Here is a 24,188-nt window from a genome sequence, read left to right on the forward strand (position 1 = left end):
TTGCGTCAGGCCTTCGCCCGCCCGTTACAATGCTGAGGCTGCGTCCCGATCATGGCCAGCAGCCCGTCATTTTTGTTGGGAATGTAGCCGGAGGATGTACCAAGTTCGCCTCTACAGATTAATACACCAATGTAGCTGCTGGATTGTCCAAATCTAGGCGCAGGAGCGTAAATGCAGCCGCCAACGGACGGCCGTCTCCCGGAGCAAAGGTGGCTTGAGGCGCGTCCGCCTTGCCGTTCCAGGCATCGAATCGGACGGTAAGGACATTCTCGCCGGCCTGCCCATGCAATTGCCAGGTTTCCCGTAGCGACGGAACAAGCCACTTGTCCGGGGCCAACCCCTGCCGGGCCGCCAGCGGACGGCCATTAAAACTGATCGATATGCCTTGCCCGGCAATGGGGTTGACCAGATTGACGGCAGCGGTCAGCGGGGCAGCTTTCTCCAGGTGAAACCGCAGGGTCGTGGTGTCGCCCAAAGCCCAGCGCCATTGCCCTTCCGGCCCTGTCTCAACCGGCCCGACTCCATCCATGGCGAGGGCAAGGCTCGACGAATCCAAGATTTCGCGGTCCATGGTGTTGGCATACAGCGACACAGGCTTGAGCCGGACGGCTCCACCGGTGTTGCCGGTTATGCTCGGCGACCACTTCCCGGGTTCAAGGTCGAATCGACAACGTAACTTGGAAAAAGGGGTCTGCCGCCGCAAAATGACCGTGCGACGTTCTTGCGGCTCCCCTCCCCGGCTTTCAAAGGCGACCAGAGCCGGTTCGTCGTCAAAGGTGTAGGTCAGGCGGACGACATTTCCCGCAATGGGATTTTCAAAGGGTACGTGCAGGCGGATAACTAGCGGCCCCGCAAACGGTTTTGGTCCGTCTACAACATAGGTGACATATCCCGGCGCGTCTCCGGTTTCTGGTACGAGCCAGCCGCCAAAAAAATTGACCAGATTGACCCCGGCCACGGCCTGACATTGCCGGGCGAGGTCCCAGGGCGTCATGCCCAGGGTGTCATGCCAGGGAAATGCGGGTCCGATGCGTGGCGGCGCGTGGCGCACGGCTGCATGGTAAACCGTGCCGCCGGCAAGGGGGGTCTTGCCGGTGATCGAGTCGAAATGCGCAAGGTATTCCGTGTCGCTTACGGCCAGATGGCCCAAACCGCCAAAGGCTACGAAGTCCACGGACACAGTCTCGGCGATGGTGATTTGGCGCTGTTGCAGCGGATTGGGTCTGACGAAATGCGCAGCGTACCAGTTCACCCCGTCAAGTTCGGATAGTTCGGAATAGGCAACCAAGGCTCCAGGCCGCAGGATGGTAGGCAGTTGCTTGGCCTGTTCTTTGTAGTTTCCAGCGTGGCTGCTTGGGGCATAGTAACGATTATCGCTAAGAAGCATCATGGCTACGACCGTTGCGGCCAGGGCGGCTGCCTCGCCCAGACGCCGTTGGCCAAGGACCGCGCTGAGGCAGGTTCCGGCCAGAAGGCACAGAAAGGGAGCGGCATAACTGACATGCCAGGCATTGAAATAGGAATTGTAGCGGGCCAGGGACAACGCCGCCGCAGGTCCGAGGATGGTTGCCAGGGCCAGAACCGCCAAGCGTCGATCTTTGCGCCAAACAAGGGCCGTCCCCACTGCCGTCAGGGCCAACAAGCCGCCTCTGGCCCAGGGGGTGCTGCCGTCCCCGCAGAAAATCTGGGTTAGCCGGTCAAGGGCCAGGAGCGCGGTTGTGGCCACGGAACCCTGGGTTAGCGTGGACGGGCTGGAGTGAAAGAAATGCCAAGTCGCCGCCACTCCAAGACTACAGCCGCCGGCATAGAGCGCCAGTTGCTTCCAGGGACGGGGAGCGGGCCGGAATACAACGTTGGCTGCGGCAAAACTCCCCTGCACGGCTAATATGAGAATGCTCAGGTAGTGTAGACATATATAACCGCAGGTGGCGGCAACAAGGCCGGTAGTGAGTTTCATTCTAGGCTTCTCGACCCAACGCAGCAGCAGCTCGGCCCCAAGCAGGGAGAGAAAAATGATCAGGCTATAGGGGCGGACCTGGCGGGAAAACAGGAGCATCGCGCCATTGACGGTCATGAGAGCCACGGCGCAAAGTGCTGCGGCTCGGCCCACACGCGGCGCGGCCAGCACATAGAGCAACGGCAACGTGGCCAGGCCGGCCAGTACCGACGGTAGGCGCAGGAGAGCGTCGCTTGAACCAACAAGGAGCACCAATTTGATAAGCAGATAAAAGACCGGAGGATGAAAATCCTCGGTTTTGGCCCGTAGCAGGATGTCGCCGACCGAGGTTACGGCATTTAATGGGACGAGAATTTCATCCCACCACATGGAGGGAATCTCAAGACTGTAGAAACGCACCAAGGTGGCAATCAAGACAAGCAGAGCCAGCGGCCAGCCGCCGCTTCGCAATAAGGCGACAAACGACGGGGTGTCCGGTGCTACTGAGGTGGACATGGTGGTTCTCCGTTACAGTCGCCACAAGGCGCGACCAGCCGCAGGCGGCGGATGAAAAGTGCCATGGGACGAACATCCGTCTCCGCGAAGGTGACCGTGCCATGGTTCCAGTGGCTGTAGGCGATCAGCACGGCGTTGGCCCCGGCCCGCCCGGCGATGGGTATACGCAGGCGGCGCGTCTCGCCGACGCCCAGGCTCGAGAGACTTTCCAGAATCTGGCCGTTGGCGGCCACCACCACCGCCTGCCCGTCCAGGGTGTTGTCGAAGTCGAATTCCAGGATGAGCGCCTGGGGTTTGTCCAGCTCGAACGTCATGGCGCTCGTGGGGCCAAGGCCCCAGCGAAAGACGTTGTCCACGCCGTGCTCGATCTTGCCAAGGTTTTGCTCGCGAAGCCGCATGGCCCGGGGCGTGGAATCGAAACGGCCGGCCGGCACGATTTCCAGGTCAAAGCCCCGGAACGCGGCGGTTTCCAGATTGCCGCCGGGATATCGGGCCGTCTGGTCGGCGCAGACGGTTTCCAGACTCAATCGCATGGTTTTGTACGGGGCTTCTCGCACGATGGAGACCGTGGCCGCTTCGGCCGGGTCCGGGCCAAAGGAGGTGAAAAGCGGCACGGGCGGCTCGTCGTCGAAACGCACGACGTAGGCCATGCGGCTCCCCTGCCCCTGATTTTTGTACTCCAGGATGAACTGGAGCTGCAGCGGCCCGGCCGAGGCGGCGTTGTCCAAGCGGTATTCCAGGCGCGAGGGCGTGTTGTTGCGGGTAGCGATGGCCTCGCCGCCCCAATAGGGGCTGATGGTCATGCCGGAAAAGGCGGCGACCTGGCGGTAGAAGGCCGGCAGCTCCATGCGTCGGCGCAAATGGTAAGGAACGGCCTCCATGCGCGGGGCTGGCTCGCGCTGGATGGGCAACCGGTAGATGGTGGCGTTCAGGACAGGCTCAATCGATGCGATGGGGCCCACGGCGGCGGCGAATTCCTCTTCGGTGCGGCCAAGATGGCCCCAGGTGCGAAACGGCGTGAAAAAGGCCAGCTCGAAGTCGCCACGTTCTTCGGAAAGGTTTTGCGCACGGAAGGGGTTCACGGCCGTGAACTGGTCAAGGTACCAGGATACGGCGTTGACCGTGCCCGGGTCCGAGGCAGCGATGATCTGGCCCGGGCGCAGGATGCCGGCCAGTTGCCGGGCCATGGGCTTGAAATCCGTGACAAAGACGTTGTGGTGGTAGCTCGTGTCTTCGTAATAGTCGCCGTAATGCTGATAATAAAGGACACCGGCTGGAAGGGCGGCCAAGGCGGCGGCCAGGGGGACGGCCAAACCCTGACGCGGCAGCAGGCGAACGACGTGGCCGACGAGAACTGCCGCCGGGATGGTCATGTAGAGAAAATGGCGCGGCGAGAAATAGGCCGTTTTGCGCATGAGGAAAAGGACACATGCCGGGATGAGGCAAACAAGCAGGCAGACGGCCAGTTCCCGGGGCGTCTTGCGGGCCATGGCCCAGCCGCCGGCAACGAGCAACGCCCCAAAGCCCAGCCGTAGGTTCAGGTCGTCATGGCTCCACAGCACATGGGCCAAGTACGCAGCAATAAGCCGGCCTATCTCGCCAAAACCGGCCTTGAGGCCAAAGATGGAAAGCGTGGTCTGGCTCGGCAGAAAAAGGAAAACAAGCACCGGCAGAGCCACGGCCAGGGTTCCGGCGGCAAAGACCGCGATCTGGGGGAAGCTGACGCCGCCCCTGCCCCCGGGCCGCCACAGAAGGACCAGGATGATCCCCTCGGCCAGGGCGAGGTGGAAGGTGAAATAGTGGAGCAAGAATAGTGGTACGTTGTAGGCCAGGACGGCATACAGGTCGCGGCTTTTGCCTTCGCGCACGAAACGCAGCAAGTGGCAAAAGGACAGCAAGAACAGCAAGACGAAGATAGCGTAGGGCCGCACCTGCCGCACGTGCCAGACCTGCATGGCGCTGCCGGCCAGGAACGCGGTGGCCACAAGCCCGACCCCGCGTCCGTAGAGGCGGCCCAGGCCGCGCCAGGCGGCATAGACCAGAATGATGCCGCAAACGGCCGAGGGCAGGCGCAGGCTGGCGTCGGAAAGCCCAACTCCCTCCACAAGCTTGACGCAATAGTGGTACAGCGGCGGATGCATCTCGCAGTGGCGCGAGAAATCGAGGATGTAAGCCAGGGGAAACCGGGCCGTTAAGGGCACGATGATTTCGTCCCACCACATGGACGGGGTTTCCAGGTGGTACAGGCGCAGGAAGGCGGCCACTGCCACGAGGCCTGCCACGGCCATGCGCCAGGGCCAGGACGAAGCCGTGTCGAAGGGGTGAATAACGTTTGGCTGCATGGGGCGACTGCTCTTGGGGTTCCAAACAGGTCGCCGCCCGGCCCGGACTGTTCCCGGTCAGCGGACGGCGACAAAAAAAACGAACCCGCCTGGGGCGGAAAACCGGCGTATCCCTCAGAGGGCCGGCGGGGCCAGGCGTCGTGTTCTTAACTATAATGCCTGCGTTCGATCCTCTCGGACAAACGGGAGGACGCCATTGCCTTCAAAAAACGAAGGCATTAAGGGATACCGGCTAGCGGCGGGCGTCTTCCCCGGTCTGCTCGGCGGTCTTGCCCTGCTCCATGGCCTGGGTGCGGCTGGCTTCGATGCGTTTGACGAACTTGTCGCGGCATTCGTAGCTGCAAAAGGCGTAGACCTTGTCGCCATCCCGGGCGCGGATATCGGCATCGGCCGGCACATAGGTGCCGCAGACCGGGTCCTTGACCATGTCGCCGGTGGCGGCCATGCGTTTTTTGGTCTCGGCTTCCTGTTCCTTTTTCCGACCCCGGTCGCCCATGAACAGCTTGTACAAAATAAACGCGGCCACGAGTAAAATGAGCCAACGGTACATAACGCTCCTTGTCGGCCCCTATTATCGGGCCGATGCCTCGATTGCCCCTACAATATTCCCGCCCTGGTTGGAAGGCATTTCCGCCAGCGCCTGGGCCACGCTTCCCCCCTGCCCGTCCGGGATGGCCAGCTCCGGGGCAAGGTCGGCCAGCGGGACCAGGACGAAAGGGCGCTGCCGCAGGCGTGGATGGGGAACGCTCAGGTCGGGTTCCTCAAGGCGGACGTCGCCATAAAGCAACAAATCGCAGTCCATGGTCCGGGGACCGTTTGGCCGGGCCGGATCGCGCACCCGGCCAAGCAGGGTCTCGTTGGCCAAAAGCGCCTGCAACAGCCGCCTGGGCGACCAGGAATCGCCCAAGGTCAGGGCCACGACCTGATTGAAAAACGTCGCCTGGTCGGCCTCGCCCCAGGGCTCGGTCTCGTAGACGGGGCTGGCGCCCGCCAAAAAAGCGTCCGGGAGCGCGCCGAGGCGCTCCCGGGCCAGACGAAGATTGGCCAGCCTGTCGCCCTGGTTGGAGCCCAGGCCGACATAGGCGGTTACAGCTTGGCGATGCGTGACAACGCCTCCTCCATGCGGGCGACGGGAACGGTCATGGCGATGCGGAAATAGCCCTCGCCCGGCGCGCCGAAGCCGTTGCCCGGGGTGAGCACCACGCCGGTCTCCTGGAGCACCTTGGTGACGAAGGCGGCCGAGGTGTGGCCGGCCGGGGTCTTGCACCAGAGGTAGAAGGAAGCCTTGGGCGTGCGGCAGGCGATGCCCATCTTGGCCAGAGCGGCCACGGCCTTGTCCCGGCGGTCCTTGTAGATGCCCCGGAACTGCTCGGCAAAGGGCTCGCCCTGATTGAGCGCCACGATGCCGGCTTCCTGCACGGCCTGGAAGATGCCGGAGTCCACGTTTTCCTTGATCTTGCCCAGGCCCTTGACGAGCTGGGCGTTGCCCACGGCCATGCCGATGCGCCAGCCGGTCATGTTGTAGGTCTTGGACAGGGAGTGGAACTCGATGGCCACGTCCTTGGCCCCTTCGACCTCCAGGATCGACATGGGCTTTTCGGCCGGGTCATAGTACATCTCGGTGTAGGCCGCGTCGGAGACGACGATGGTGTTCGTTTCCTTGGCCTTGGCCACGAGCTTCTCGTAGAAGGCGCGCGGGGCCACGGCCGAGGTCGGGTTGTTGGGGTAGTTGACGAAGATGATCTTGGCCCGGGCCCATTCGGCGTCGGTGACGCTGTCGAGGTCGGGCAGGTAGTCGTTTTCGTCGGTGAGCGGCAGGATTTTGACTTCGCCGCCGCAAAAGCCCGTAGCCACCGGATAGACCGGGTAGTTGGGCGAGCAGACAATGACCAGATCGCCGGGATTGACGAAGGCCAGGGGAAAATGGGCGATGCCTTCCTTGGAGCCGATAAGGCTCACCACTTCCGTGGCCGGGTCCAGGGTGACGCCGAACCGGGCCTTGTACCAGTCGGCCACGGCGGCGCGGAAGGTCAGCAGGCCCACGTAATCGGGATACTGATGGTTTTCCGGCTTGCGGGCAGCGGCGCACAGGGCATCGATGATGCAGTCCGGGGTGGGCAGGTCCGGGTCGCCGATGCCAAGAGAAATGATGTCCACGCCGCGAGCCCGGACTTCGGCCTTGACGCGGTCGATTTCAGCGAAAAGATAGGGAGGAAGGGCGGCCACGCGGTCGGCCATGGGAAACTGGATCATGGGGGCTCCTTATGGGCGTGTGTCCCCGCCTAGGGCGGCAGGCCGGCCACAGTAAAAACGGCCCCCATTCGTGTCAAGCCGCCGCACAGGCCTCGGCCCGTTTACGCCCGGCCCAAATCATGCCAGAAAAGGCCCTCGCGCCATGAGCACCAACGACACCTCCCCGGCCTCTCCCCGTCCGGCCCATCCCTGGGTCGACCGTTACATTGAGCACCTGATTGTGGCCAGGGGCCTGTCGGAGCATTCCATTGCCGCTTATTCCACTGACATCGTAGGTTTTTTGATTTTTTTAAACGACCACGGCGCGGCCCTGGAAGCCACCACCGACGAGACCGTGCTCCTCTACCTTATGCACCTGCGCTCGCGCGGGCTGGCCAGCCGGTCCCTGGCCCGCCATCTCTCGGCCCTGCGTGGCTTTTTCGCCTTTGCCGCCGACGAATCCTGGCTGTCGGCCTCGCCAGCGGCGCTCATCGAAAACCCCAAGCTGCCACGTTTGCTCCCAGACGTGCTGTCCCGCGAGGAGGTCACGCGCTTGCTCGACGCTCCGGACACGGCCACGCCCCTGGGCTACCGCGACCGCACCATGCTGGAACTGCTCTACGCCGCCGGCCTTCGCGTCTCCGAACTCGTGGGCCTGACCCTGGCCGATTTTGACGCCCAGGCCGGCTTGCTGCGAGTCTTCGGCAAGGGCTCCAAGGAGCGTGTGACGCCCATCCATTCCCTGGCCATGGAGTTTCTCTCCACGTATCTCTCCAGCATTCGCGGCGCCTTTGGTCCCAAGGACCAGCACGTGTTTCTCAACCGCTCAGGCAAGGGACTGACCCGGCAGGCCGTGTGGAAGGGCATCAAGCGCTATGCCCTGGCCGCCCAGGTCTCCACCCGCATCTCGCCCCACAGCCTGCGCCATTCCTTCGCCACTCATCTGCTCGACGGAGGGGCCGACCTGCGCACCGTGCAGATGCTGCTTGGCCATGCCGACATCAGCGCCACCGAAATTTACACCCATGTCCAGGCCGGCCGCTTGTTGGCCGTCCACCGCGCCCACCATCCCCGGTCCCGTGACCGGGACAAAAGTTAAAGTGACGCTTTATACATGAGTTCTCCCCAGAAGCCCGATCTGCTCCCTGCTCCCGTCATCGTCACCGGACACGCCAACGCCGATTTCGACTGCCTGGCCGCCATCATCGCCGCCGGCAAGCTCTATCCCGGCGCAACGCTGATCTTCCCGGGCAGCCAGGAAAAAAACCTGCGGCACTTTTTCATCCAAAGCGCCACCTACATGTTCAATTTCAGAAACTTCAAGGAGATCGACCCGGCCAGCGTCCAACAACTCGTCCTGGTCGATACCCGCCAGCGCTCCCGCGTGCCTCATATTGAGGCGGTTTTCGACAATCCGGGCCTGGTCATCCACTGCTACGACCACCATCCCGACACCGACGAGGATGTGGCCGCCGCCTTGTCCGTGGTGAAAAACTGGGGTTCCACCACCGGCATCCTCATGGACGCCATCATGGAAAAGGACCTGCCCCTGACCCCGGACGAGGCCACCATCCTGGGCCTGGGCATCTACGAGGACACTGGCTCCTTCACCTTTGCCTCCACCACCGAACACGACCTGGCCGCCGCCGCTTGGCTGCGCGCGCGCGGCATGGACGTGGGCGTCATCGCCGACCTCATGACCCGGGAGCTGTCCTCGGAACAGATCACCATCATGAGCCAGCTCATCGAGACGGCGCAAACCCACGACATCAACGGCATCGAGGTGGTCATCGCCGAGGCCACCTCCGACCAGTACATCGGCGACTTCGCCCTGCTCGTCCACAAATTCCTGGACATGGAAAACCTGCGGGTGCTTTTTGCCATCGGCCTTATGAACGACCGGGTGCACCTGGTCGCCCGTTCGCGCACCCCGGACGTGGACGTGGGCAAGATCTGCTCGGCCCTGGGCGGCGGCGGCCACCCCTACGCCGCCTCGGCCTCCATCAAGAACATGACGCTGACCCAGGTGCGCGAGGAGCTGTTCGGCCTGCTCTACGCCCAGATCAATCCGCAGATCCACGCCCGCCAGCTCATGAGCAAGCCGGCCGTGTCCATCGAGGATAACGCCACCATGCGCCGGGCCGAAGAGATCATGACCCGCTACGGCCTCAAAGCCTTGCCCGTGGTGGCCAAGGGCGGCCGGCGCTGCGTAGGGGTCATCGAGCACGACATCATGGACAAGGCCATCAACCACGGCCTGGGCGACGTTTCCGTCAGCGAGTACATGATGCGCGATCCGGCCGTCATCACCCCGGACACCGACCTATACGCCGTCATGGAAGTGATTCTCGGCCGCCGTCAGCGCCTGGCCCCGGTGGCCGAGGACGGCAAGCTCGTCGGCGTCGTCACCCGCACCGACCTGGTCAACACCCTGGTCAAGGAGCCGTCCCGCATCCCGGAATCGCTTTTGCCCGAGCGCAAAAAAGACCGCAACGTGGCTGGGCTGCTGCGCGAGCGCCTGCCCAAAAAGCTCCAGGCCCTGCTCAAGCAGGCCGGCGAACTCGGCCAGCAGACCGGCCACGCCGTCTACGTGGTCGGCGGCTTTGTCCGCGATCTGCTCCTCAAGCACCCCAACTTTGACGTGGATCTGGTGGTCGAGGGCGACGGTGTGGCCTATGCCGCCGAACTGGCCCGCATCTACGGCGGCCGTTACAAATCCCACCCCAAGTTCAAGACCGCCGTGGTCATCCTGCCCGACGGCCAGCGGGTGGACGTGGCCACCGCCCGCCTGGAATACTACGAATACCCGGCCGCCCTGCCCACGGTGGAACTGTCGTCCATCAAAATGGACCTCTACCGCCGGGATTTCACGGTCAACGCCCTGGCCCTGCACCTCTCGCCCGAACGCTTCGGCGATCTGGTCGACTTCTTCGGGGCCCAGCGCGACATCAAGGACCGGGTGCTGCGGGTGCTCCATTCCCTAAGCTTCGTCGAAGACCCCACCCGCATCGTGCGCGCCATCCGTTTCAGCGAGCGCTTCGGCTTCCGCATCGGCGGCCAGACCGACCGGCTGATCAAAAACGCCGTGCGCCACAGCTTTTTCCACAAGCTCTCTGGTTCCCGGGTCATGCACGAGCTGCGGCTCATCTTCGAGGAGAAAACGCCGCTCTCCTGCCTGCGCCGGATGCAGGACTACAAGCTCCTGGCCGCCATCCATCCGCTCCTGGCGCTGACCCCCTCCAAGGAAGCCGTGCTTCTGGAAGTGGAAAACGTCATCAACTGGTACCGCCTGCTCTACATCGAGCCCCAGCCTCAGGTCTGGATGCTCTACTTCCTGGGCCTTTGCACCGGCCTTGACCCGGAACAATTCGCCATCATCGCCCGCCGGCTCAATTTCTCCAAACGCCAGGCGGCCGAGATGGTCGCCCTGCGCCAGCAGATCCGCGACACCGCCCAGGGCATCTTCAACTGGGAATACCACAAGGGGCCACCCTCGGAGCTCTATTTCCTCCTCGAACCCATGCCCCTTGAAGGCGCGCTCTACCTCATGGCCCGCAACCCCCGCGAGCCGCTCCAGAAGTACGTGTCCCTGCACCTGACCACACTGCGCCACAAACGGGTGGAGGTCACGGGCAACGACCTCAAGGCCCTGGGCGTCGAGGCCGGGCCGCGCTACGCCGACATCCTGCGTCGGGTGGTCGGCGCGGCCATCGACGGCTTGGCCGTGTGCCGGGCCGAACAACTGGAACTGGCCCGCCGCCTGGCCAAGGGCGAACCAGTGGCCGACTTCCTCGCCCGCCAACCCGGCGGCGACCGTTGCCAGTTGCCCATGGAGAGTGGGGAGATGGAAGAGAAGAGGCCTCCGGCGGCCGGGGGGGATGATCCCCCCCGGACCCCCTCAACGGGGGGATGCGTTTAGGCCCCCTAACCCATTTCTCTATGTGGGGGGTCCGGGGGCCTCAGGCCCCCGGCCGCCGGAGGCCTCTTCTCCGTCTCCCCGGCGTCTCGACATTTGGCGCGCTTGGGCCTAGAATTAGGGCCTTCACGCGTCACCTTCAAGCTTGCCCAAGGATATTCCCATGCCCTGTCCCCGCTTTACCGTCACCGGTCCGGCCGATTTCGGGGCGCTTCGCGCCCTGCTCGCCACTCGCGAGGAGGCGGCCGGCGACGCCGAGGAAAAAGTCCGCCGCATCCTGGCCGACGTGGCCGAGCGCGGCGACGCCGCCCTGGTGGAACTGACCCGCGATTTCGACTGCAAGACCTTCGACGCCTCCTGCCTGCGCGTGCCGGCCGCCGACATCGAGGCCGGCAAGAACGCCGTCCCCGCCGCCGACTTGGCCATCATTGAGGAAGCCGCGGCCAACATCCGGGACTTCCATGAGCGCCAGAAGGAACAGTCCTGGTGGGTTCCGTCCCCGGGCGGCACCATGCTCGGCCAGATCGTCACCCCGGTGGACGCCGCCGGTTGCTATGTGCCCGGCGGGCGCGGCGGCGAAACGCCCCTTATTTCGAGCCTGCTCATGAACGCCATCCCGGCCGCCGTGGCCGGCGTACCCCGTATCGTGGCCGTGTCCCCGCCCCGGGCCGACGGTACGCTCAATCCCTACATCCTGGCCGCCGCCGCCGTGTGCGGCGTCACCGAGATCTACCGTCTGGGCAGCGCCTGGGCCGTAGCCGCCCTGGCTTACGGCACCGATGCCATTACCCCGGTGGACGTGGTGGTCGGGCCGGGCAACATCTACGTCACCACGGCCAAGCGCCTGCTCATCGGCCGCATCGGCATCGACATGATCGCCGGGCCAAGTGAAATCGCCATTCTGGCCGATTCCACGGCCAACCCCGAATGGCTGGCCGCCGACATGCTGTCCCAGGCCGAGCACGATCCCATGGCCGCCGCCGTGTGCATAAGCGACGACAAGGCCCTGCTTGACGCCACTTGCGCCGAGTTGGCCAAACAAGTGGCTGCCCTGCCCAGAAACGACATCGCCGCCGCCTCCCTGTCCCACTACGGAGCGCTAGTCGCCGTGCCCGATATCGACGTCGGCATGGAACTCATAAACACCATCGCGCCCGAGCATTTCGAGCTGTGCGTGGCCGATCCCTGGGTCCTGGTCGGCAAGGTGCGCCATGCCGGCGCGGTATTTATGGGCCACCACTGCCCCGAGCCGGTCGGCGACTATTTCGCCGGCCCCAACCACGTGCTGCCGACCATGGGCACGGCCCGGTTCTCCTCGGCCCTGTCCGTGTCCACCTTCACCAAGAAAACCAGCCTCATTGCCGCCGCCCCGGGCTACGTGGCCGCCAACGGCCCCAAGATCGCCCGGCTGGCCAGACTCGAAAATCTCGAAGCCCACGCCCGCAGCGTGGAATGCCGTTTGAAATAAGGAAGGAGCGCCATATATGCACGCCGTGACCGAAACCGACATCAAGGCCTATCCCCTGCGCTCGCGGGGCAAGGTGCGCGACATTTACGATCTCTCGCCGGACAGCCTGCTTTTGGTCACCACCGACCGCATCTCGGCCTACGACGTCATCATGCCCGACCCCATTCCGCTCAAGGGCGTGATCCTCAACCAGATCACGCTGTTCTGGATGGACATGTTCAAGGACATGGTCCCCAACCACCTGATCGCCTCGGACGTAGCTGATTTCCCCGCGCCGCTGGCCCCTCACGCCGCCGATCTGGCCGGCCGGTCGGTGGTGGCCAAAAAGGCCAAGCCTCTGCCCATCGAGTGCATCGTGCGCGGCTTCATCACCGGCTCGGGCCTCAAGGACTATCAGGCCACGGGTTCGGTCTGCGGCCATGCCCTGCCGGCCGGGCTGGTGGAATCCCAGATTTTGCCTGTGCCCATCTTCACCCCGTCCACCAAGGCCGATCTCGGCGCCCATGACGAAAACATCACCCTGGACACGGCCAAGGAGATGCTGGGCAGCGCGCTTTTCGCCAAGGTCGAGGCCACGAGCCTGGCCATGTACGCCAAGGCCCGGGACTACGCCCGGGAGCGCGGCATCATCATCGCCGACACCAAATTCGAATTCGGGCTTATCGATGGCGAGCTGATCCTCATCGATGAAGTGCTGACGCCCGATTCCTCGCGTTTCTGGCCGGCCGAGGGCTACGCGGCCGGAAAATCCCAGCCGAGCTACGACAAGCAGTACCTGCGCGACTGGCTCGTCTCCATAGGCTTCAACAAGCAGCCGCCGGCCCCGAATCTGCCCCAGGACGTCATCGCCAAGACCCAGGAAAAGTACCTGGCGGCCTACGAGCTGCTGACCGGAAAAAAATTGGCCTAGCCGGCATTTTTTGCTTGCCAAGGCCACGGGTTCTTTGTAATTACCACCGTCTCGCGGAGAGGTGTCCGAGCGGCCGAAGGAGTACGATTGGAAATCGTATGTACCTTAACGGGTACCGAGGGTTCAAATCCCTCCCTCTCCGCCACAGTTTTCAGGGAAGTCGGATGGCGGTTGCGCCGCCAACCCCGTCAGGTCCGAAAGGAAGCAGCGGTAACGGTTGCAGCCGGGTGTCCGGCTTCCCTTAAAAGCGCGAGGCAACTCGCGCTTTTTTTTATTTTTCCTGATGTTCTGGCCCACCCTACGTCGAATTCAGGCCTGCCATGAAAAAATCCCTCCAGAATGTCTTGTTGGTTTGTGCTTCGATGCTTCTGACGTTTGTGTGCGTGGAAGCTGGTGCACGATTTTGGCTCGCGCACAAATATCTTCTCGGCAATTTCAAGACGACGTCCACATTTGCCCAAAGCGATGCCGAACAGTCCGGAAATACCGATCCTCTGGGCTGGGAGACGCCCAACAGGACACACTTCTACTACGTCTACGACGAAAAATCCGACATCGTTTGGAAGTCCATATACCATTTCAACAACATGGGGCTTGTTTCCAGGCGAAACTATGATCCGGTCAAAAAAACTGGCGAGTATCGAATCGCCATCATTGGCGATTCGTTTACGGCATCCGTGCAAATGATGGAGCCTTGGCCCGACCGGCTGGAGGACGTTCTCAACGCGGACAAATCCCTCAAGGACAAGCTCGGCGTCACCACGTTCAAAGTCTACAACCTTGGCATGTATGCGGCCGGTTTCCCCGATTTCGTGAATTTGGCCAGGATAGCCCAGAAGCTCAATCCTGATATGGTGATCGTCAACTTCATTGCCGCTGATTTTCCTCGATGCAACAATTGCACGACGGAAATCGACAATCCGCTCAAGGATAAAGCCAAGCAGTTGGTCAGCGGCGAAATCCCCGTGCCGATTGATGCCGAGGGCAAGGAAGTCGGCTACCTGCGCGTGTCCTGCGAACAGCCGCCAGTGGATTTCTCCAACGACACCTGCCGCCATTCCTATAATTTGTCCCTGCCGCCGGAGATGGCCGCCGATCCGGCCAAGGTCCGCAAAGTGAAGCAGGAAGTGGTCCGCCGGTTTCTGCGCGGCCAACTGCTGACGTCCCTCTATCCCTATTCCATCGCCATGGCCCTGGGGAAATCGCCGTCCCTGACCGATTTGCGCCATCCGGAGTGGTTCAAGGGACCGGAAACGAAAAAACGCGAGCTTTCCCAGGAGGAAATCATTCTCCAGGCGGCGGGCAGCATGGAGGCCATCCGCGACATGTTTCCCGGCAAGGTGTTTTTGGGGATGCTCAATCCGACCTATGACGATCTGACGTGGCAGCCGGCCGAAGACACGACCAGAGCGCTGCTTGCCGCTGCGCCTTGGCTCTCGGTCAAATTGATGCGGGAATATCTGCCCAAGGACAAATCCAAGGAAGAGATGTACGCATGGTTCTGCCTGCCCCATGACGGGCATATGAGCGACAAGGGCGGCGAGGTCTACGCTTTAGCCACTGCCCGGGTCATCGAGGAAGTCCTCGGCAAGCCCTAACCGCGTCTCCTCTCACGCCCCAGAAAACAAACGTCGGGATTTGCTGGAATCAGCAATTGTTTTGATCCCGATCGGCGAAATGCGCCTGCGGCTTTCAGGGACGCGGTCCTAGTCCGCCAAAAAGGCCAGTTCCTTCTCGGCAAAGCCCACGGCCTCCCCGCGCAGATACCCGGCCTCGATGCCGTGGCCCAAAAGCTCGCCAAGGGTCAGGGGCGCGGCCACGGGCATGGGAAATTTTCCTCGCAGGCTTTGCGGGCGCTTGTCCACGAAAACGAACAACGACGGCTGGCCAAGGCCCTGCTCGATAAAAGCCCGGGCCGCCTCTACGGCCGTGCCGCCCGAGGTCAGCACGTCGTCCACAAGGACCACGGGCGCGCCCTTCTCGCCGCCAAACACCTGGCCGGCCAACCCCTTTTCCGAGGCATCGGCCCGAAAAAGGGCCAACGGCAGGTCGAAGCGGCCGGCAAAGGCCCCGCACAGCACCGGCGAGAGCAGGCTCGACACGCTGCCCAGGGGCAACGCCCGGCCTTCCAGCCATTCCCCGAACACGTCGCTAAGAAGGGCCAGATTGGCCGCTTCGCAGACGAAATGGCGCAGGGACACGTAGACATGGCTCTGGCGGCCGGATTTGAGGGTGATGGGGGCGTCGCGCACCACCACCGCGCCGGCTTCCCAGAAACGCTCCATAAGGGCCTGGGTCAGGGTGATCACTTGGCCGCCTCCCGGTGGGCGTCGTACATGGCCAGGTGTTCGCGCAGCATCTCCGGGATGGGCAGGTTGTAGGGGCAGCGCGTGGCGCATTCGCCGCAGTCCACGCAGTCGCGCACCGTCTCCATGACCGCGCCGGAGAAATTGACCGCCTTGGCCGGCGACAGACGCCTGGTCACCACCCGGTACATCATGGCGTAGGTGATGCGCACGCCCTGGGGACAGGGCTGACAGTATTCGCAGCGCCGGCAAAAGCGCGACCCGAGTTCGTCCCGGTAGGCCTGCGCCTTGGCCGCGTCCGCCTCGGTCCAGACCGGCTCGCCCGAAAACACGGACACGGCCTGCTCCACCTGCTCGGCCTGATCGCAGCCGCACAGGACGAGCACATCTTTTTCCCGGCGCAGGAAGCGCAAGGCCACCTCGCCGTCGTCGATCATGCCGCCGGCAAAGGGCTTCATGACCAGGATGCCCATGCCCTTGGCCCGGGCTTCGGGGAAAAGGTTCTCGGCGGCCTCGGTCTCGACGATGTTGTAGGGAAACTGGATGGTGGCGAAAAGGCCGGTGGCCACGAGTTTGCGGGCCATGTCCAGGCTGTGGGAGGTGATGCCGATGTGGCGGATCTTGCCCTGCTCCCGGGCTTTGACCAAGGCTCCCATGGCCCCGTCCGGGCCGAAAAGCGTCTCGTAGTCCTCGGGCGTGGACACCTGATGGGGTTGGTAGAGGTCGATATAGTCGGTGCGGAGGCGCGTGAGGCTCAGCTCCAGCTCCTCCATGGCCTCCTTGGCTCGGCGCATTCCCGTCTTGGTGGCGATGACCACCTTGTCCCGGAGGCCCTCGAAGGCCAGTCCCATCTTCTCTTCGCTGTCCATGTAGCGGTTGGCGGTGTCGAAAAAGGTGATGCCGCGCTCCAAGGCCAGGCGCATGAGGCTGGCCGCCTCGTCGCGGCCAAGGCGGATGATGGGGATGCCGCCGAACCCGATGGCCGCTGTTTCGATGCCGGTCTGTCCGAGGCGAATGGTCTGCATGGCTTGGCTCCTTTGGCCGCCCGGACGGCGGCGAGCTGGCGGTTTGGTCCGAGTTGTGACGCCGGCCCCGGCGGCTGTCAATGCGTGGGCCTGGCTGGACCGTCCTGGCTGGCTTTATGGGTCACGGCTTCGAAATACAAACTGGCCGCCACCCCCGCCAGACACAGCCCGCCGGCCAGGGCGATGGCCCGGGGCGCGCCGAGCAGGCTGGCCGCCCCGCCGGCCATGAGCGACCCGAAGGGAGCCATGCCGACCAGGGTGACGGCATACAGCGCCATGACCCGGCCACGCATGGCGTCCGGGGTGCGCAACTGGAGGATGGTGTTGGAGGCGGCGAAAAAGAGAATCAGGCAAAACCCCAGGGCGGACGCGATGGCAGCTGAAAGGGCAAAGGTCCGGGAAGCGGCAAAGGCCATCATGCAAAGCCCCACCCCAAGCCCGCAGACCGCCCGCCAGCGCGACAGGCCCCGGCTTTCGCGCCGCAGGGCCAAGGTCACGGCCGCGACCACGCTGCCCGCGCCCATGGAGGCGGTCATGAAGCCCAGCTCCCGCGCCCCCTGGCCAAGGACGGCGTTGACCATCACCGGCAGCAGCACCATGACCACCGAGACGAAAAGGCTCACCGCAACCAGGGCGCTCAGGATGGCGCGAATCTTCATGTCCCCGTAAGCGTAGGCCAGTCCCTGGCGGATGGCTCCGCCGGCCGGCGGACAGGCCGGCGCGGGCGGGGCCGGCGGCAAGCGCATGGCGGCCAGGGCGGCGATGACGGCCAAGTAGCTGACGCCATTTACAAAGAAGCACCAGCCTTCGCCGATGGCGGCCACGAGCAGGCCGGCCAGGGCCGGACCCAGCACCCGGGCGCTGTTGAACATGGAGGAATTAAGCGCAATGGCGTTGTGCAGGTCGTCGCGGCCCACCATGTCCACCACGAAGGCCTGGCGGGTGGGCATCTCCACGGCATTGACCAGGCCAAGGAAGGCGGCCAGCCCGACGACCTGCCACAGGGCGGCCGTGCCGGAAAGGGTCAGCCAGGCCAGCGTCAGGGCCTGGACCATGGCGGCGGCCTGGGCCAGGATGAGGATGCGGCGCTTGTTGCCCCGGTCGGCCAGGCAACCGCCCCAAAGACCGAAGACAAAGACCGGAATATGGCTGGCAAAGCCGGTCAGTCCCAAGGCCAGGCTGGAGCCGGTCAGGCGGTAGACCAGCCAGGACACGGCCACGGACTGCATCCAGGTGCCGGTCAGGGAAATGAACTGCCCGGCGAAAAAAAGCCGAAAATTGCGGTGGCGAAACGAGCGCAACAGCAATTCCCGGGCTTTGGCGTTTGGAGTCGGCATGAAAAAGAGCATAACGGCAGGCCGAGCGAACTCGACCTAGCCGGGTGCTAGGCGTTTGTTGCGCCGTTTTCCTGGGGCTGGGTAAACAGCGTGTGCAAAAGACGCATGCTGGCGGTGACGAGTTCCACGTCATCCGGTCCCAGACGGGCGAGCTTGGCGGCAAAGGAGGCCTTCACCGCTTCCCGGGCCTTGGCCAGAATGGCATGGCCTGGCTCGGTCAGGCCCAGACGCACCCGGCGGCGGTCCTGGGCGTCCGGGGTGCGCTCGATAAAGCCCCGGTAGGTCAGGGTATCGACGAGCTTGGACATCGAGGGCAGGGAGACGCCGATGTATTCGGCCAAATCGGTGAGGTTGGAACCGGGATTGTGCCGCAAAAAGGCCAGACTGCGCAACTCCGGCACGCGGAGGTCCGGGGCGCTCTGGCTGCGCATGGTGCGCCGCAGGTCCTGCATGATCAGCGGCATGACATCGAGCAGCTCGCGGGCGCAGGTGTCGAGTGGATCGGTCATGGCGGTATCCTTGGGATTAATAGTTAGCTTTAGAAATAGTAAGTCGCGGACAGGACCGCGTCAAGGCCGCTTTACGAGGATGACAACAAGTCGTCGTCCATGTGGGCCGCCGGAGGCAATCCCAGGCTTCGGCAGACCGTGGCGGCCAGACGGGTTTGGGACACGCCGTCGGCTGCGGCCAGGGGCAGGTTGGAAAAAAGCGAACCCGGCACAAAGGAAGCATCCACGCAGTGGTCGCCGGACCATTTTTGGCGGTTGTCGGCGAAGACCTCGCCGCCCGTGCCGCCGATGACCGAGGTCCAGGCCAGACGGTATGGCGGCCGACAACCGACGATGAGGTCCGGAGCTTCTCCGGCCAGGGGGCCGCTGTAGAGGGCTTCCCGGCGGTGGACGGCGGCGATGGGCGAGGCCGGACCGTCGGCCAGGGCGGTCAGGCGGGCGGCCAGTTCCCCGGCCAGGGCGTCGGCCTCGCCCAGCGGCACGATGCCTTGCTGTTCGCGGCCGGCCACATTGAGGCACACCGATCCGAAACCCAGAGCAAAGGCCCGGGTGGCCGACCAGTCCACATGGCGGAACAGTTCCCCGCTGTCGGTCGAATCGTGGGGCTTAAGCTTCATGTAGCCTTGGCGCACGAGCCAGGCATTGAGGCTGATGGAGCGGGTGTAGGAACAAAAACCGTGATCCGAGCAGACGAAAAGCGCCGTGTCATCCCCGGCCGCGTCTATGACCTTGCCCACCACGGCGTCCATGCGGGCCAGATGGTCGTCGATGACCGGCCCCAGGCGGGCCGCCTCGGCCGCGTCATACAGCGGATGCGTCTGGTCGGCCAACCGCCAAAAGCAGTGCTGGATACGGTCGGAAGTGTCGAAGACCACGGAGAGCAAACCCTCGCGGAACCGGCCCAGTTCGAAGTCGAGCATGGCCTCGCGCTCGCGGGTCACGTCGTCGCACAGGGCCAGAAACGCCTCGTCGGTCATGACGCCGTCGGTCAGTCCCTTGGTCTCCTCGGGCATCCCCAGGGTGGAATAGGGGCCGCCAAGGGCGTCGGTCAGCTCGGCGGCGTATCCGGCTGGCGCGGCAATGGGCAGGCAGGGCGCGGCCGGGTCGATCTGGATGGGACCGAGGTAGAGTTCCAAAGGCTCCAAGCGGCCCAGCCACAGCCGGGTAACGCCGGCCACGGGACTGCCCTGCCCGGTTTCAAAGCGCACGGAAAGATACGGCGACCACTGCCCCGGCCCGAGGCTGCCGGATTGGCCGCCAAGGGTGTAGTCCAGTCGTCCGTCCTGGCGGGCCAGGGCCAAGGGGACCACGGCCGGAGTCTTGCGGCCGGCGACCACGGCCATGGGGCCTTCCACGGCCAGGGTGGCCTTGCCGTCCACGAACCGCACGGGCACGAACCGGCCCCGGCCGCCTTGGCCATCTGCTTCTTCGGCGTATTGGACGTAGTTGCCAAGCCGCCCCTTGACGTCGGGCGCGCCGAGTCCGGACAGGACCGTGGCCCCGCCGAATGCCGGCGGATAGCTCACCGGCCAGCGCACAGCGGTGGTGGGCAGCCCGGCCTTGGCCGCGACCTCGAAAAACGTCTCGCAGTCGTAGGCTGGCAGCGGCGCGCCGCCCGGGCCGGGACGGGTCAGCGACAGGCGCGGCAGATAGGTCCCCGGGGCACGCACGATGAAGTCGAAAATGCCGTGGCGGCCGGGATTGGTTCCGGTGGCCAGGCTCGTCCAGGCCACCGGACTCTGGGCCGGATTGGACGTGGCCAGGGAAACGAAACGCCCCCCAGACGCCAGCCGGGCGAGATGGGGCAGCCGGCCGGCGGCCAGAAGCCGACGACACAGGCCGGGATCAAGGCCGTCGATGCCAAGGACGAGGGCTTTACGAAAGGGCTTTGGCGACATGGAGTTCCTGTTTGGCGACAATCTGGCTGTCGAAAACGGTTCTCCGCATAGCAAAAAATGTGTCGCCTGCCCAGCCCCGAAAAACCCCTCAAAGACCCAAGGTCAGGCCAAACCGGCCAGATAGGCCAAGGCCCGCATGGCCGCCGCCCGTCCTTCGGCCACGGATTCGTCCAGCGGTTTGGGGCCAAGGCACAGGCCGGCGGCGAAAAGGCCTGGCCGGGGCAGGTCCACGGGCGCGAAGACGGGATGGGCCGGGGCGAAAAAGCCCAGGTGGCCGCGCGGCAGGTCAAAAAGCCCGGCCAGCTCGTCCAGGCCCGATGGGACCAGGGGCGCGGCCAGGATGACCACATCGGGCCGCAACCGAACATCGCGGCCGAGCAGCCGGTCGATACCGGCCACGACGAGGTCCGGCCCCAACCGTTCCACCTGGGCCGGCGAGGCAGCGTCGTGGCGGAAAAAGGCCACGCCCAGGCGTCGGGCCTCGGTATACAGGGATTCAAACCGACCGTAGGTGGTGATGTCGCGGTGAAACACGGCCACCTGGGCGTCGGGCCGGGCTTTTTTGAGTTCCACGGCCGCTTGTAAGGCCTGGGCGCAGCAAGTCCGGGCGCAGGCGTCGTAGCCGCCCTGCCCTTGGCGCGAACCCACGCACTGGATGAAGGCGGCGAGCCTGGGCGCTTCGTCCGGGCCGGGGTGCAACCGCCGCCAGTTCTCGAATTCGAGCTGGGTCATGACGCGCGGGTCGCGGCCGTAGAGATGCCCGTCCACCCGGGCTTCGGCCCCGCCCAGGGCCAGCACGGCCGCGCCAAAGGCGATGTTCCGGCGGCCAGCCGACGTTTCCACTTCGCCGTTCCACTCGCCGGCTTGGCCGGACACCCCGACCAGCCGCGCGCCGCACAGCACCTCAATGTTGGGATGGCCAAAGGCTGCCTCGGCCATGGCGGCCACGGCTTGCCGGGTGTCGCTGCCCTTCCAGACCGTCGGGTGCTTTCGGGGATTGCCGCCAAGGGCGTCGGCTTTTTCAATGAGCACGACCGGAATGCCACTCTCGGCCAGCCCCAGGGAACAAGCCAGCCCGGCCGCCCCGCCGCCGACTACCAGCACGGCCGGCGTGTCGCGCCGTGGGGTCGGCACGGGAGCCCAGGCCCAGGCCTCCAGGGCGGCGGCCGAGCCTTGCACTGTGGCCATGGCCACATCGGCCGGGCCGGACGCGCCGCCGGCCACGAACAGCCCCGGCCGGTTGGTCACGGCCGGGGCAAAGGGGTTTGTCGGCACAAACCCCTGCTTGTCCGTTTCCAGGCCGCAGGCCGCCGCCAGTTCCCGGCCCTGGGGCGAGGGGCCAAGGCCCACGGCCAACACGGCCAGATCTACCTGGTCAAGGACTTCGCCCCCCTGCTCGTCAATGACCCGAAAAACCACGCCCCGACCTTCCGGGCCGGGTTCCAGGGTATGGGGCCGGGCATAGCGCACGGCCACGCCCGAGGCTTCGGCGGCATTGGCCAGGGCTTGGCCTCCCGTACCATGGACGCGCAGGTCCATGGCGTAGATGGTCCGCCGGGCTTCAGGCAAGGCCAGGGCCTGGCGCAGGGAAACGACGCAGCACAGGCTGGAGCAGGCCGGGCGTTCCTCCGGGCGGCGCATCCGCGAACCCACGCACTGGATAAAGGCCAGCGAAGCCGGCGGCGCGTCGTCGGACGGCCTGCGCACGCTCCCAGCCACCAGCATGGTTTCGAGTTCGATGCTGGTGATGACGTCGGCGACCGGGCCATAGCCGAAAAAATCGAGTTCACCGGGGTGGTAGGGAACCAGACCCGTGGCCAGGATCAGGGAGGCGGCCCGCAGTTCCAGTGCCTCCGTTTCGCCGGCTTGCCGGACCGTGAGCACAAGGTCGCCGGGGCTGCCGGTTACGCCCAGCAGGCGGCAGCCGCCCAGCCGGCTGATGCGCGGCTGGGCGGCCACGGCCTGGGCCATGGCGTCCAGGGCCAGCCCGGCCGGTTGCCCGGTCTGGACCAGGGTGGCCAGATGCCTGGCCGCGCCGCCAAGCATCGGCCCGGCCTCGATAAGCAGGACCTCGCGTCCGGTCGTGGCCAGATCCAGGGCGGCGCGCAGGCCGGCCGGGCCGGCGCCGGCCACGGCCACAGGCAGGATGGCTTGGGGCTCCATGTCAAAAGCCTCCGTCGAGTTCGGCTTCGAAATGCTGGCGCTGCACCCGGAAGCGTTCGCTGGCCGCCTCGACTTCCGCTGCCGTCCAGGGGGTTTCAATCATGGTCTCGGCCACGAGCTGCCAGAGGTATTTGACCTCGTAGCGGCAGCGGCCGGGATAGAACCGGGGCAGGCGCTTTTGCAGCTGATCGCGGCAGTTGGCGCAGCCGACCACCACCACGTCGGCCCGGCAGGCTTCCAACTGCTCCACCTTGAACCGGCCGTGGGCGGCGGATTCCTTTTCAAAGGGCATGGGCCAATTGCCGCCGCCGGCCCCGCAGCAATAGTTGTTGGCCCGGTCCGGGGACATGGCGACAACGTTTTCGGCACCCACGCAGGCGGCCAGGATGGCCCGGGGTTCGTCGTAGTAGCCCTTGCCGAAATGGCGTTCCAATTCGCGGCCGTGTTTACAGGCGTCATGCCAGACATAGCTCCGGCCGGCGTTACGGGAGGGGTCGAGAACGAGGCGGCCCGAGGTGATGCGATCCAGGAGGTAGTCGTAGAAATAGACGGCGTCCACTTGCCTGGAAGGGTCTTCCAGGGCGCAGGTGGTCAGACCCAGGCGGCAGCCGTAGGAACCGCCGCCGCAGTCCGGGATAAACAGACGCGCCGCGCCGAGGTTGCGCATGAGGTCAAGCTTGCGCCGGGCCAGGACCAGGGAGACGTCGGCGTTGCCGGTGAAAAGCCCCCAGTCCTCGGCCTCCCAGTTGCGCGAGGGCACGGTCCAGTCCTCGCGGGCGTTGTAGAAGATGCGCCACCACCACTTGAGGTCGTCGAAGTCGCCAAAGACTTCCTTGGAATTGAGGAAGACGAGCAGTTCGGCGTTCTTCTTGTCCACAGGCACATAAAAGCCCGGGCATTCTTCCTCGGCCAGCTCGCCGCCGATGTCGGCCAGGGTGTCGAGGTAGTCTTCCAGGGGGATGGCCAGGGTGTTGCCGGTCTCCAGCACCGAGGCCACGCCCTTTTCCAAGGTTCCGGGCACGGAAGAACGCGGGGCCAGATCACGAAGCAGGGCAAAAACGGCCGGCAGGTCGATGCCCATGGGGCAGACATGGGAGCAGCGGCCGCAGGTGGTGCAGACCCAGGGAAAGGCCGAGGCGATGACTTCGGCCTCCCGGCCCATAGCCACCAGCCGTATGGCCGTGCGCGGATCGAAACCTTCCATGCCTGGCGTGCCGGGGATGGGACAACCGCTGGCGCAGGCCCCGCAGCCCAGGCAGGATCGGACGTCCAGGGCGCGCAGCCGGTCCTCGGGTTCCGGCAGGGCGGCGGCGAGATCGAGCAGTTCCATGGCGGTCTCCTGGCGCGGGCATCCAAGGGAAATGCGCCGCGGACGCAAGGCGGCATTGCCGGAAAAAACAACGGTTTCGTGAAGAAAGCGTTGTCCGAACAGCGAACAGGGAGCTTGCACCAGCCTTGTATGCCAGAGGTAACATGCAGGAAAATAAATTAAAATTGGCTTTTTTCCTGCCCGCCCGCCCAGACTGCCAAGAGCTTTGAATTTACGGAACAAAATGGGGGAAATAAAAAGTGGTTCCCGTCCAGCGGCAACGCCCGCCTTCTGCACCTCCTGACCGACAAAGAACCCAAC

Annotated in this window: 17 protein-coding genes, 1 tRNA gene and 1 other RNA gene; 7 read left to right on the forward strand and 12 right to left on the reverse strand. The window is 64.7% G+C overall.

Going from position 1 to position 24,188, the window contains the following annotated elements:
* Nucleotides 1–118: 118 nt before the first annotated feature.
* From DMR_RS10445 to DMR_RS10465, 5 genes are all read right to left on the reverse strand, one after another.
* A complete protein-coding gene (locus DMR_RS10445) occupies nt 119–2,452 on the reverse strand; it encodes a glycosyltransferase family 39 protein (protein ID WP_015860871.1) in 2,334 nt (777 codons plus the stop codon).
* On the reverse strand, nt 2,437–4,794 hold the full coding sequence (locus DMR_RS10450) for a glycosyltransferase family 39 protein (RefSeq protein ID WP_015860872.1): 2,358 nt from the start codon (nt 4,792–4,794) through the stop codon (nt 2,437–2,439). The genes DMR_RS10445 and DMR_RS10450 overlap by 16 nt, the downstream gene beginning before the upstream one ends.
* Nucleotides 4,795–5,026: 232 nt before the next feature.
* Nucleotides 5,027–5,344: a YHS domain-containing protein gene (locus DMR_RS10455; protein WP_015860873.1), complete on the reverse strand. Its 318-nt coding sequence runs from the start codon at nt 5,342–5,344 to the stop codon at nt 5,027–5,029.
* A 21-nt stretch (nt 5,345–5,365) separates the two neighbouring features.
* Nucleotides 5,366–5,866, reverse strand: a complete 501-nt coding sequence (folK, locus tag DMR_RS10460; protein WP_081429670.1) for a 2-amino-4-hydroxy-6-hydroxymethyldihydropteridine diphosphokinase — start codon at nt 5,864–5,866, stop codon at nt 5,366–5,368.
* A 14-nt stretch (nt 5,867–5,880) separates the two neighbouring features.
* A complete protein-coding gene (locus DMR_RS10465) occupies nt 5,881–7,047 on the reverse strand; it encodes an LL-diaminopimelate aminotransferase (RefSeq protein WP_015860875.1) in 1,167 nt (388 codons plus the stop codon).
* A gap of 142 nt (nt 7,048–7,189) precedes the next feature.
* Between DMR_RS10465 and xerD the strand changes: the two genes are divergently transcribed.
* The 7 genes from xerD to DMR_RS10495 all read left to right on the forward strand — a co-directional run bounded on the left by xerD (nt 7,190) and on the right by DMR_RS10495 (nt 14,918).
* On the forward strand, nt 7,190–8,125 hold the full coding sequence (xerD, locus tag DMR_RS10470) for a site-specific tyrosine recombinase XerD (protein ID WP_043600479.1): 936 nt from the start codon (nt 7,190–7,192) through the stop codon (nt 8,123–8,125).
* 15 nt (nt 8,126–8,140) lie between these two features.
* Nucleotides 8,141–10,945, forward strand: a complete 2,805-nt coding sequence (locus tag DMR_RS10475; RefSeq protein WP_015860877.1) for a CBS domain-containing protein — start codon at nt 8,141–8,143, stop codon at nt 10,943–10,945.
* Between the two features lie 160 nt (nt 10,946–11,105).
* Nucleotides 11,106–12,410 (forward strand): histidinol dehydrogenase, encoded by a 1,305-nt coding sequence (hisD, locus tag DMR_RS10480; protein ID WP_015860878.1) that lies wholly within the window; start codon nt 11,106–11,108, stop codon nt 12,408–12,410.
* 16 nt (nt 12,411–12,426) lie between these two features.
* Nucleotides 12,427–13,320 carry a phosphoribosylaminoimidazolesuccinocarboxamide synthase gene (locus DMR_RS10485; RefSeq protein WP_015860879.1) on the forward strand — a complete coding sequence of 298 codons (894 nt, stop codon included), beginning with the start codon at nt 12,427–12,429 and terminating at the stop codon, nt 13,318–13,320.
* Nucleotides 13,321–13,375: 55 nt separating this feature from the next.
* A tRNA-Ser gene (locus DMR_RS10490) sits at nt 13,376–13,465 on the forward strand.
* A gap of 6 nt (nt 13,466–13,471) precedes the next feature.
* Nucleotides 13,472–13,567: signal recognition particle sRNA small type (gene ffs / locus DMR_RS22775), an RNA gene on the forward strand.
* A gap of 115 nt (nt 13,568–13,682) precedes the next feature.
* A complete protein-coding gene (locus tag DMR_RS10495) occupies nt 13,683–14,918 on the forward strand; it encodes an SGNH/GDSL hydrolase family protein (protein ID WP_232502905.1) in 1,236 nt (411 codons plus the stop codon).
* A gap of 108 nt (nt 14,919–15,026) precedes the next feature.
* Here DMR_RS10495 and DMR_RS10500 read toward each other — a convergent pair whose 3' ends face one another.
* The 7 genes from DMR_RS10500 to DMR_RS10530 all read right to left on the reverse strand — a co-directional run bounded on the left by DMR_RS10500 (nt 15,027) and on the right by DMR_RS10530 (nt 23,888).
* Nucleotides 15,027–15,629 (reverse strand): phosphoribosyltransferase, encoded by a 603-nt coding sequence (locus DMR_RS10500; protein WP_015860881.1) that lies wholly within the window; start codon nt 15,627–15,629, stop codon nt 15,027–15,029.
* Nucleotides 15,626–16,651 carry an aldo/keto reductase gene (locus DMR_RS10505; RefSeq protein ID WP_015860882.1) on the reverse strand — a complete coding sequence of 342 codons (1,026 nt, stop codon included), beginning with the start codon at nt 16,649–16,651 and terminating at the stop codon, nt 15,626–15,628. Before DMR_RS10505 ends, DMR_RS10500 begins: the two co-directional genes overlap by 4 nt.
* A 77-nt stretch (nt 16,652–16,728) precedes the next feature.
* On the reverse strand, nt 16,729–17,988 hold the full coding sequence (locus tag DMR_RS10510) for an MFS transporter (RefSeq protein ID WP_043601663.1): 1,260 nt from the start codon (nt 17,986–17,988) through the stop codon (nt 16,729–16,731).
* Between the two features lie 47 nt (nt 17,989–18,035).
* Nucleotides 18,036–18,497 carry a MarR family winged helix-turn-helix transcriptional regulator gene (locus DMR_RS10515; protein WP_015860884.1) on the reverse strand — a complete coding sequence of 154 codons (462 nt, stop codon included), beginning with the start codon at nt 18,495–18,497 and terminating at the stop codon, nt 18,036–18,038.
* 71 nt (nt 18,498–18,568) lie between these two features.
* Nucleotides 18,569–20,395, reverse strand: coding sequence for an alkaline phosphatase family protein (locus DMR_RS10520; protein WP_043600482.1), 1,827 nt, complete (start codon nt 20,393–20,395; stop codon nt 18,569–18,571).
* A 102-nt stretch (nt 20,396–20,497) separates the two neighbouring features.
* On the reverse strand, nt 20,498–22,558 hold the full coding sequence (locus tag DMR_RS10525) for an FAD-dependent oxidoreductase (protein ID WP_015860886.1): 2,061 nt from the start codon (nt 22,556–22,558) through the stop codon (nt 20,498–20,500).
* Nucleotide 22,559: 1 nt separating this feature from the next.
* Nucleotides 22,560–23,888 carry a (Fe-S)-binding protein gene (locus tag DMR_RS10530; protein WP_043600486.1) on the reverse strand — a complete coding sequence of 443 codons (1,329 nt, stop codon included), beginning with the start codon at nt 23,886–23,888 and terminating at the stop codon, nt 22,560–22,562.
* Nucleotides 23,889–24,188 lie beyond the last annotated feature (300 nt).

It is taken from the genome of Solidesulfovibrio magneticus RS-1 (assembly GCF_000010665.1).
Taxonomy (GTDB): Bacteria; Desulfobacterota; Desulfovibrionia; order Desulfovibrionales; family Desulfovibrionaceae; genus Solidesulfovibrio; species Solidesulfovibrio magneticus.

Coding starts and splice junctions, on each gene's coding strand:
- DMR_RS10450 (WP_015860872.1), bottom strand. CDS start 4,794: ATGCAGCCAAACGTTATTCACCCCTTCGACACGGCTTCGTCCTGGCCC.
- DMR_RS10475 (WP_015860877.1), top strand. CDS start 8,141: ATGAGTTCTCCCCAGAAGCCCGATCTGCTCCCTGCTCCCGTCATCGTC.
- DMR_RS10445 (WP_015860871.1), bottom strand. CDS start 2,452: ATGTCCACCTCAGTAGCACCGGACACCCCGTCGTTTGTCGCCTTATTG.
- DMR_RS10485 (WP_015860879.1), top strand. CDS start 12,427: ATGCACGCCGTGACCGAAACCGACATCAAGGCCTATCCCCTGCGCTCG.
- DMR_RS10510 (WP_043601663.1), bottom strand. CDS start 17,988: ATGCCGACTCCAAACGCCAAAGCCCGGGAATTGCTGTTGCGCTCGTTT.
- DMR_RS10505 (WP_015860882.1), bottom strand. CDS start 16,651: ATGCAGACCATTCGCCTCGGACAGACCGGCATCGAAACAGCGGCCATC.
- xerD (WP_043600479.1), top strand. CDS start 7,190: ATGAGCACCAACGACACCTCCCCGGCCTCTCCCCGTCCGGCCCATCCC.
- DMR_RS10455 (WP_015860873.1), bottom strand. CDS start 5,344: ATGTACCGTTGGCTCATTTTACTCGTGGCCGCGTTTATTTTGTACAAG.
- DMR_RS10465 (WP_015860875.1), bottom strand. CDS start 7,047: ATGATCCAGTTTCCCATGGCCGACCGCGTGGCCGCCCTTCCTCCCTAT.
- DMR_RS10520 (WP_043600482.1), bottom strand. CDS start 20,395: ATGTCGCCAAAGCCCTTTCGTAAAGCCCTCGTCCTTGGCATCGACGGC.
- DMR_RS10525 (WP_015860886.1), bottom strand. CDS start 22,558: ATGGAGCCCCAAGCCATCCTGCCTGTGGCCGTGGCCGGCGCCGGCCCG.
- DMR_RS10515 (WP_015860884.1), bottom strand. CDS start 18,497: ATGACCGATCCACTCGACACCTGCGCCCGCGAGCTGCTCGATGTCATG.
- DMR_RS10530 (WP_043600486.1), bottom strand. CDS start 23,888: ATGGAACTGCTCGATCTCGCCGCCGCCCTGCCGGAACCCGAGGACCGG.
- DMR_RS10495 (WP_232502905.1), top strand. CDS start 13,683: ATGCTTCTGACGTTTGTGTGCGTGGAAGCTGGTGCACGATTTTGGCTC.
- hisD (WP_015860878.1), top strand. CDS start 11,106: ATGCCCTGTCCCCGCTTTACCGTCACCGGTCCGGCCGATTTCGGGGCG.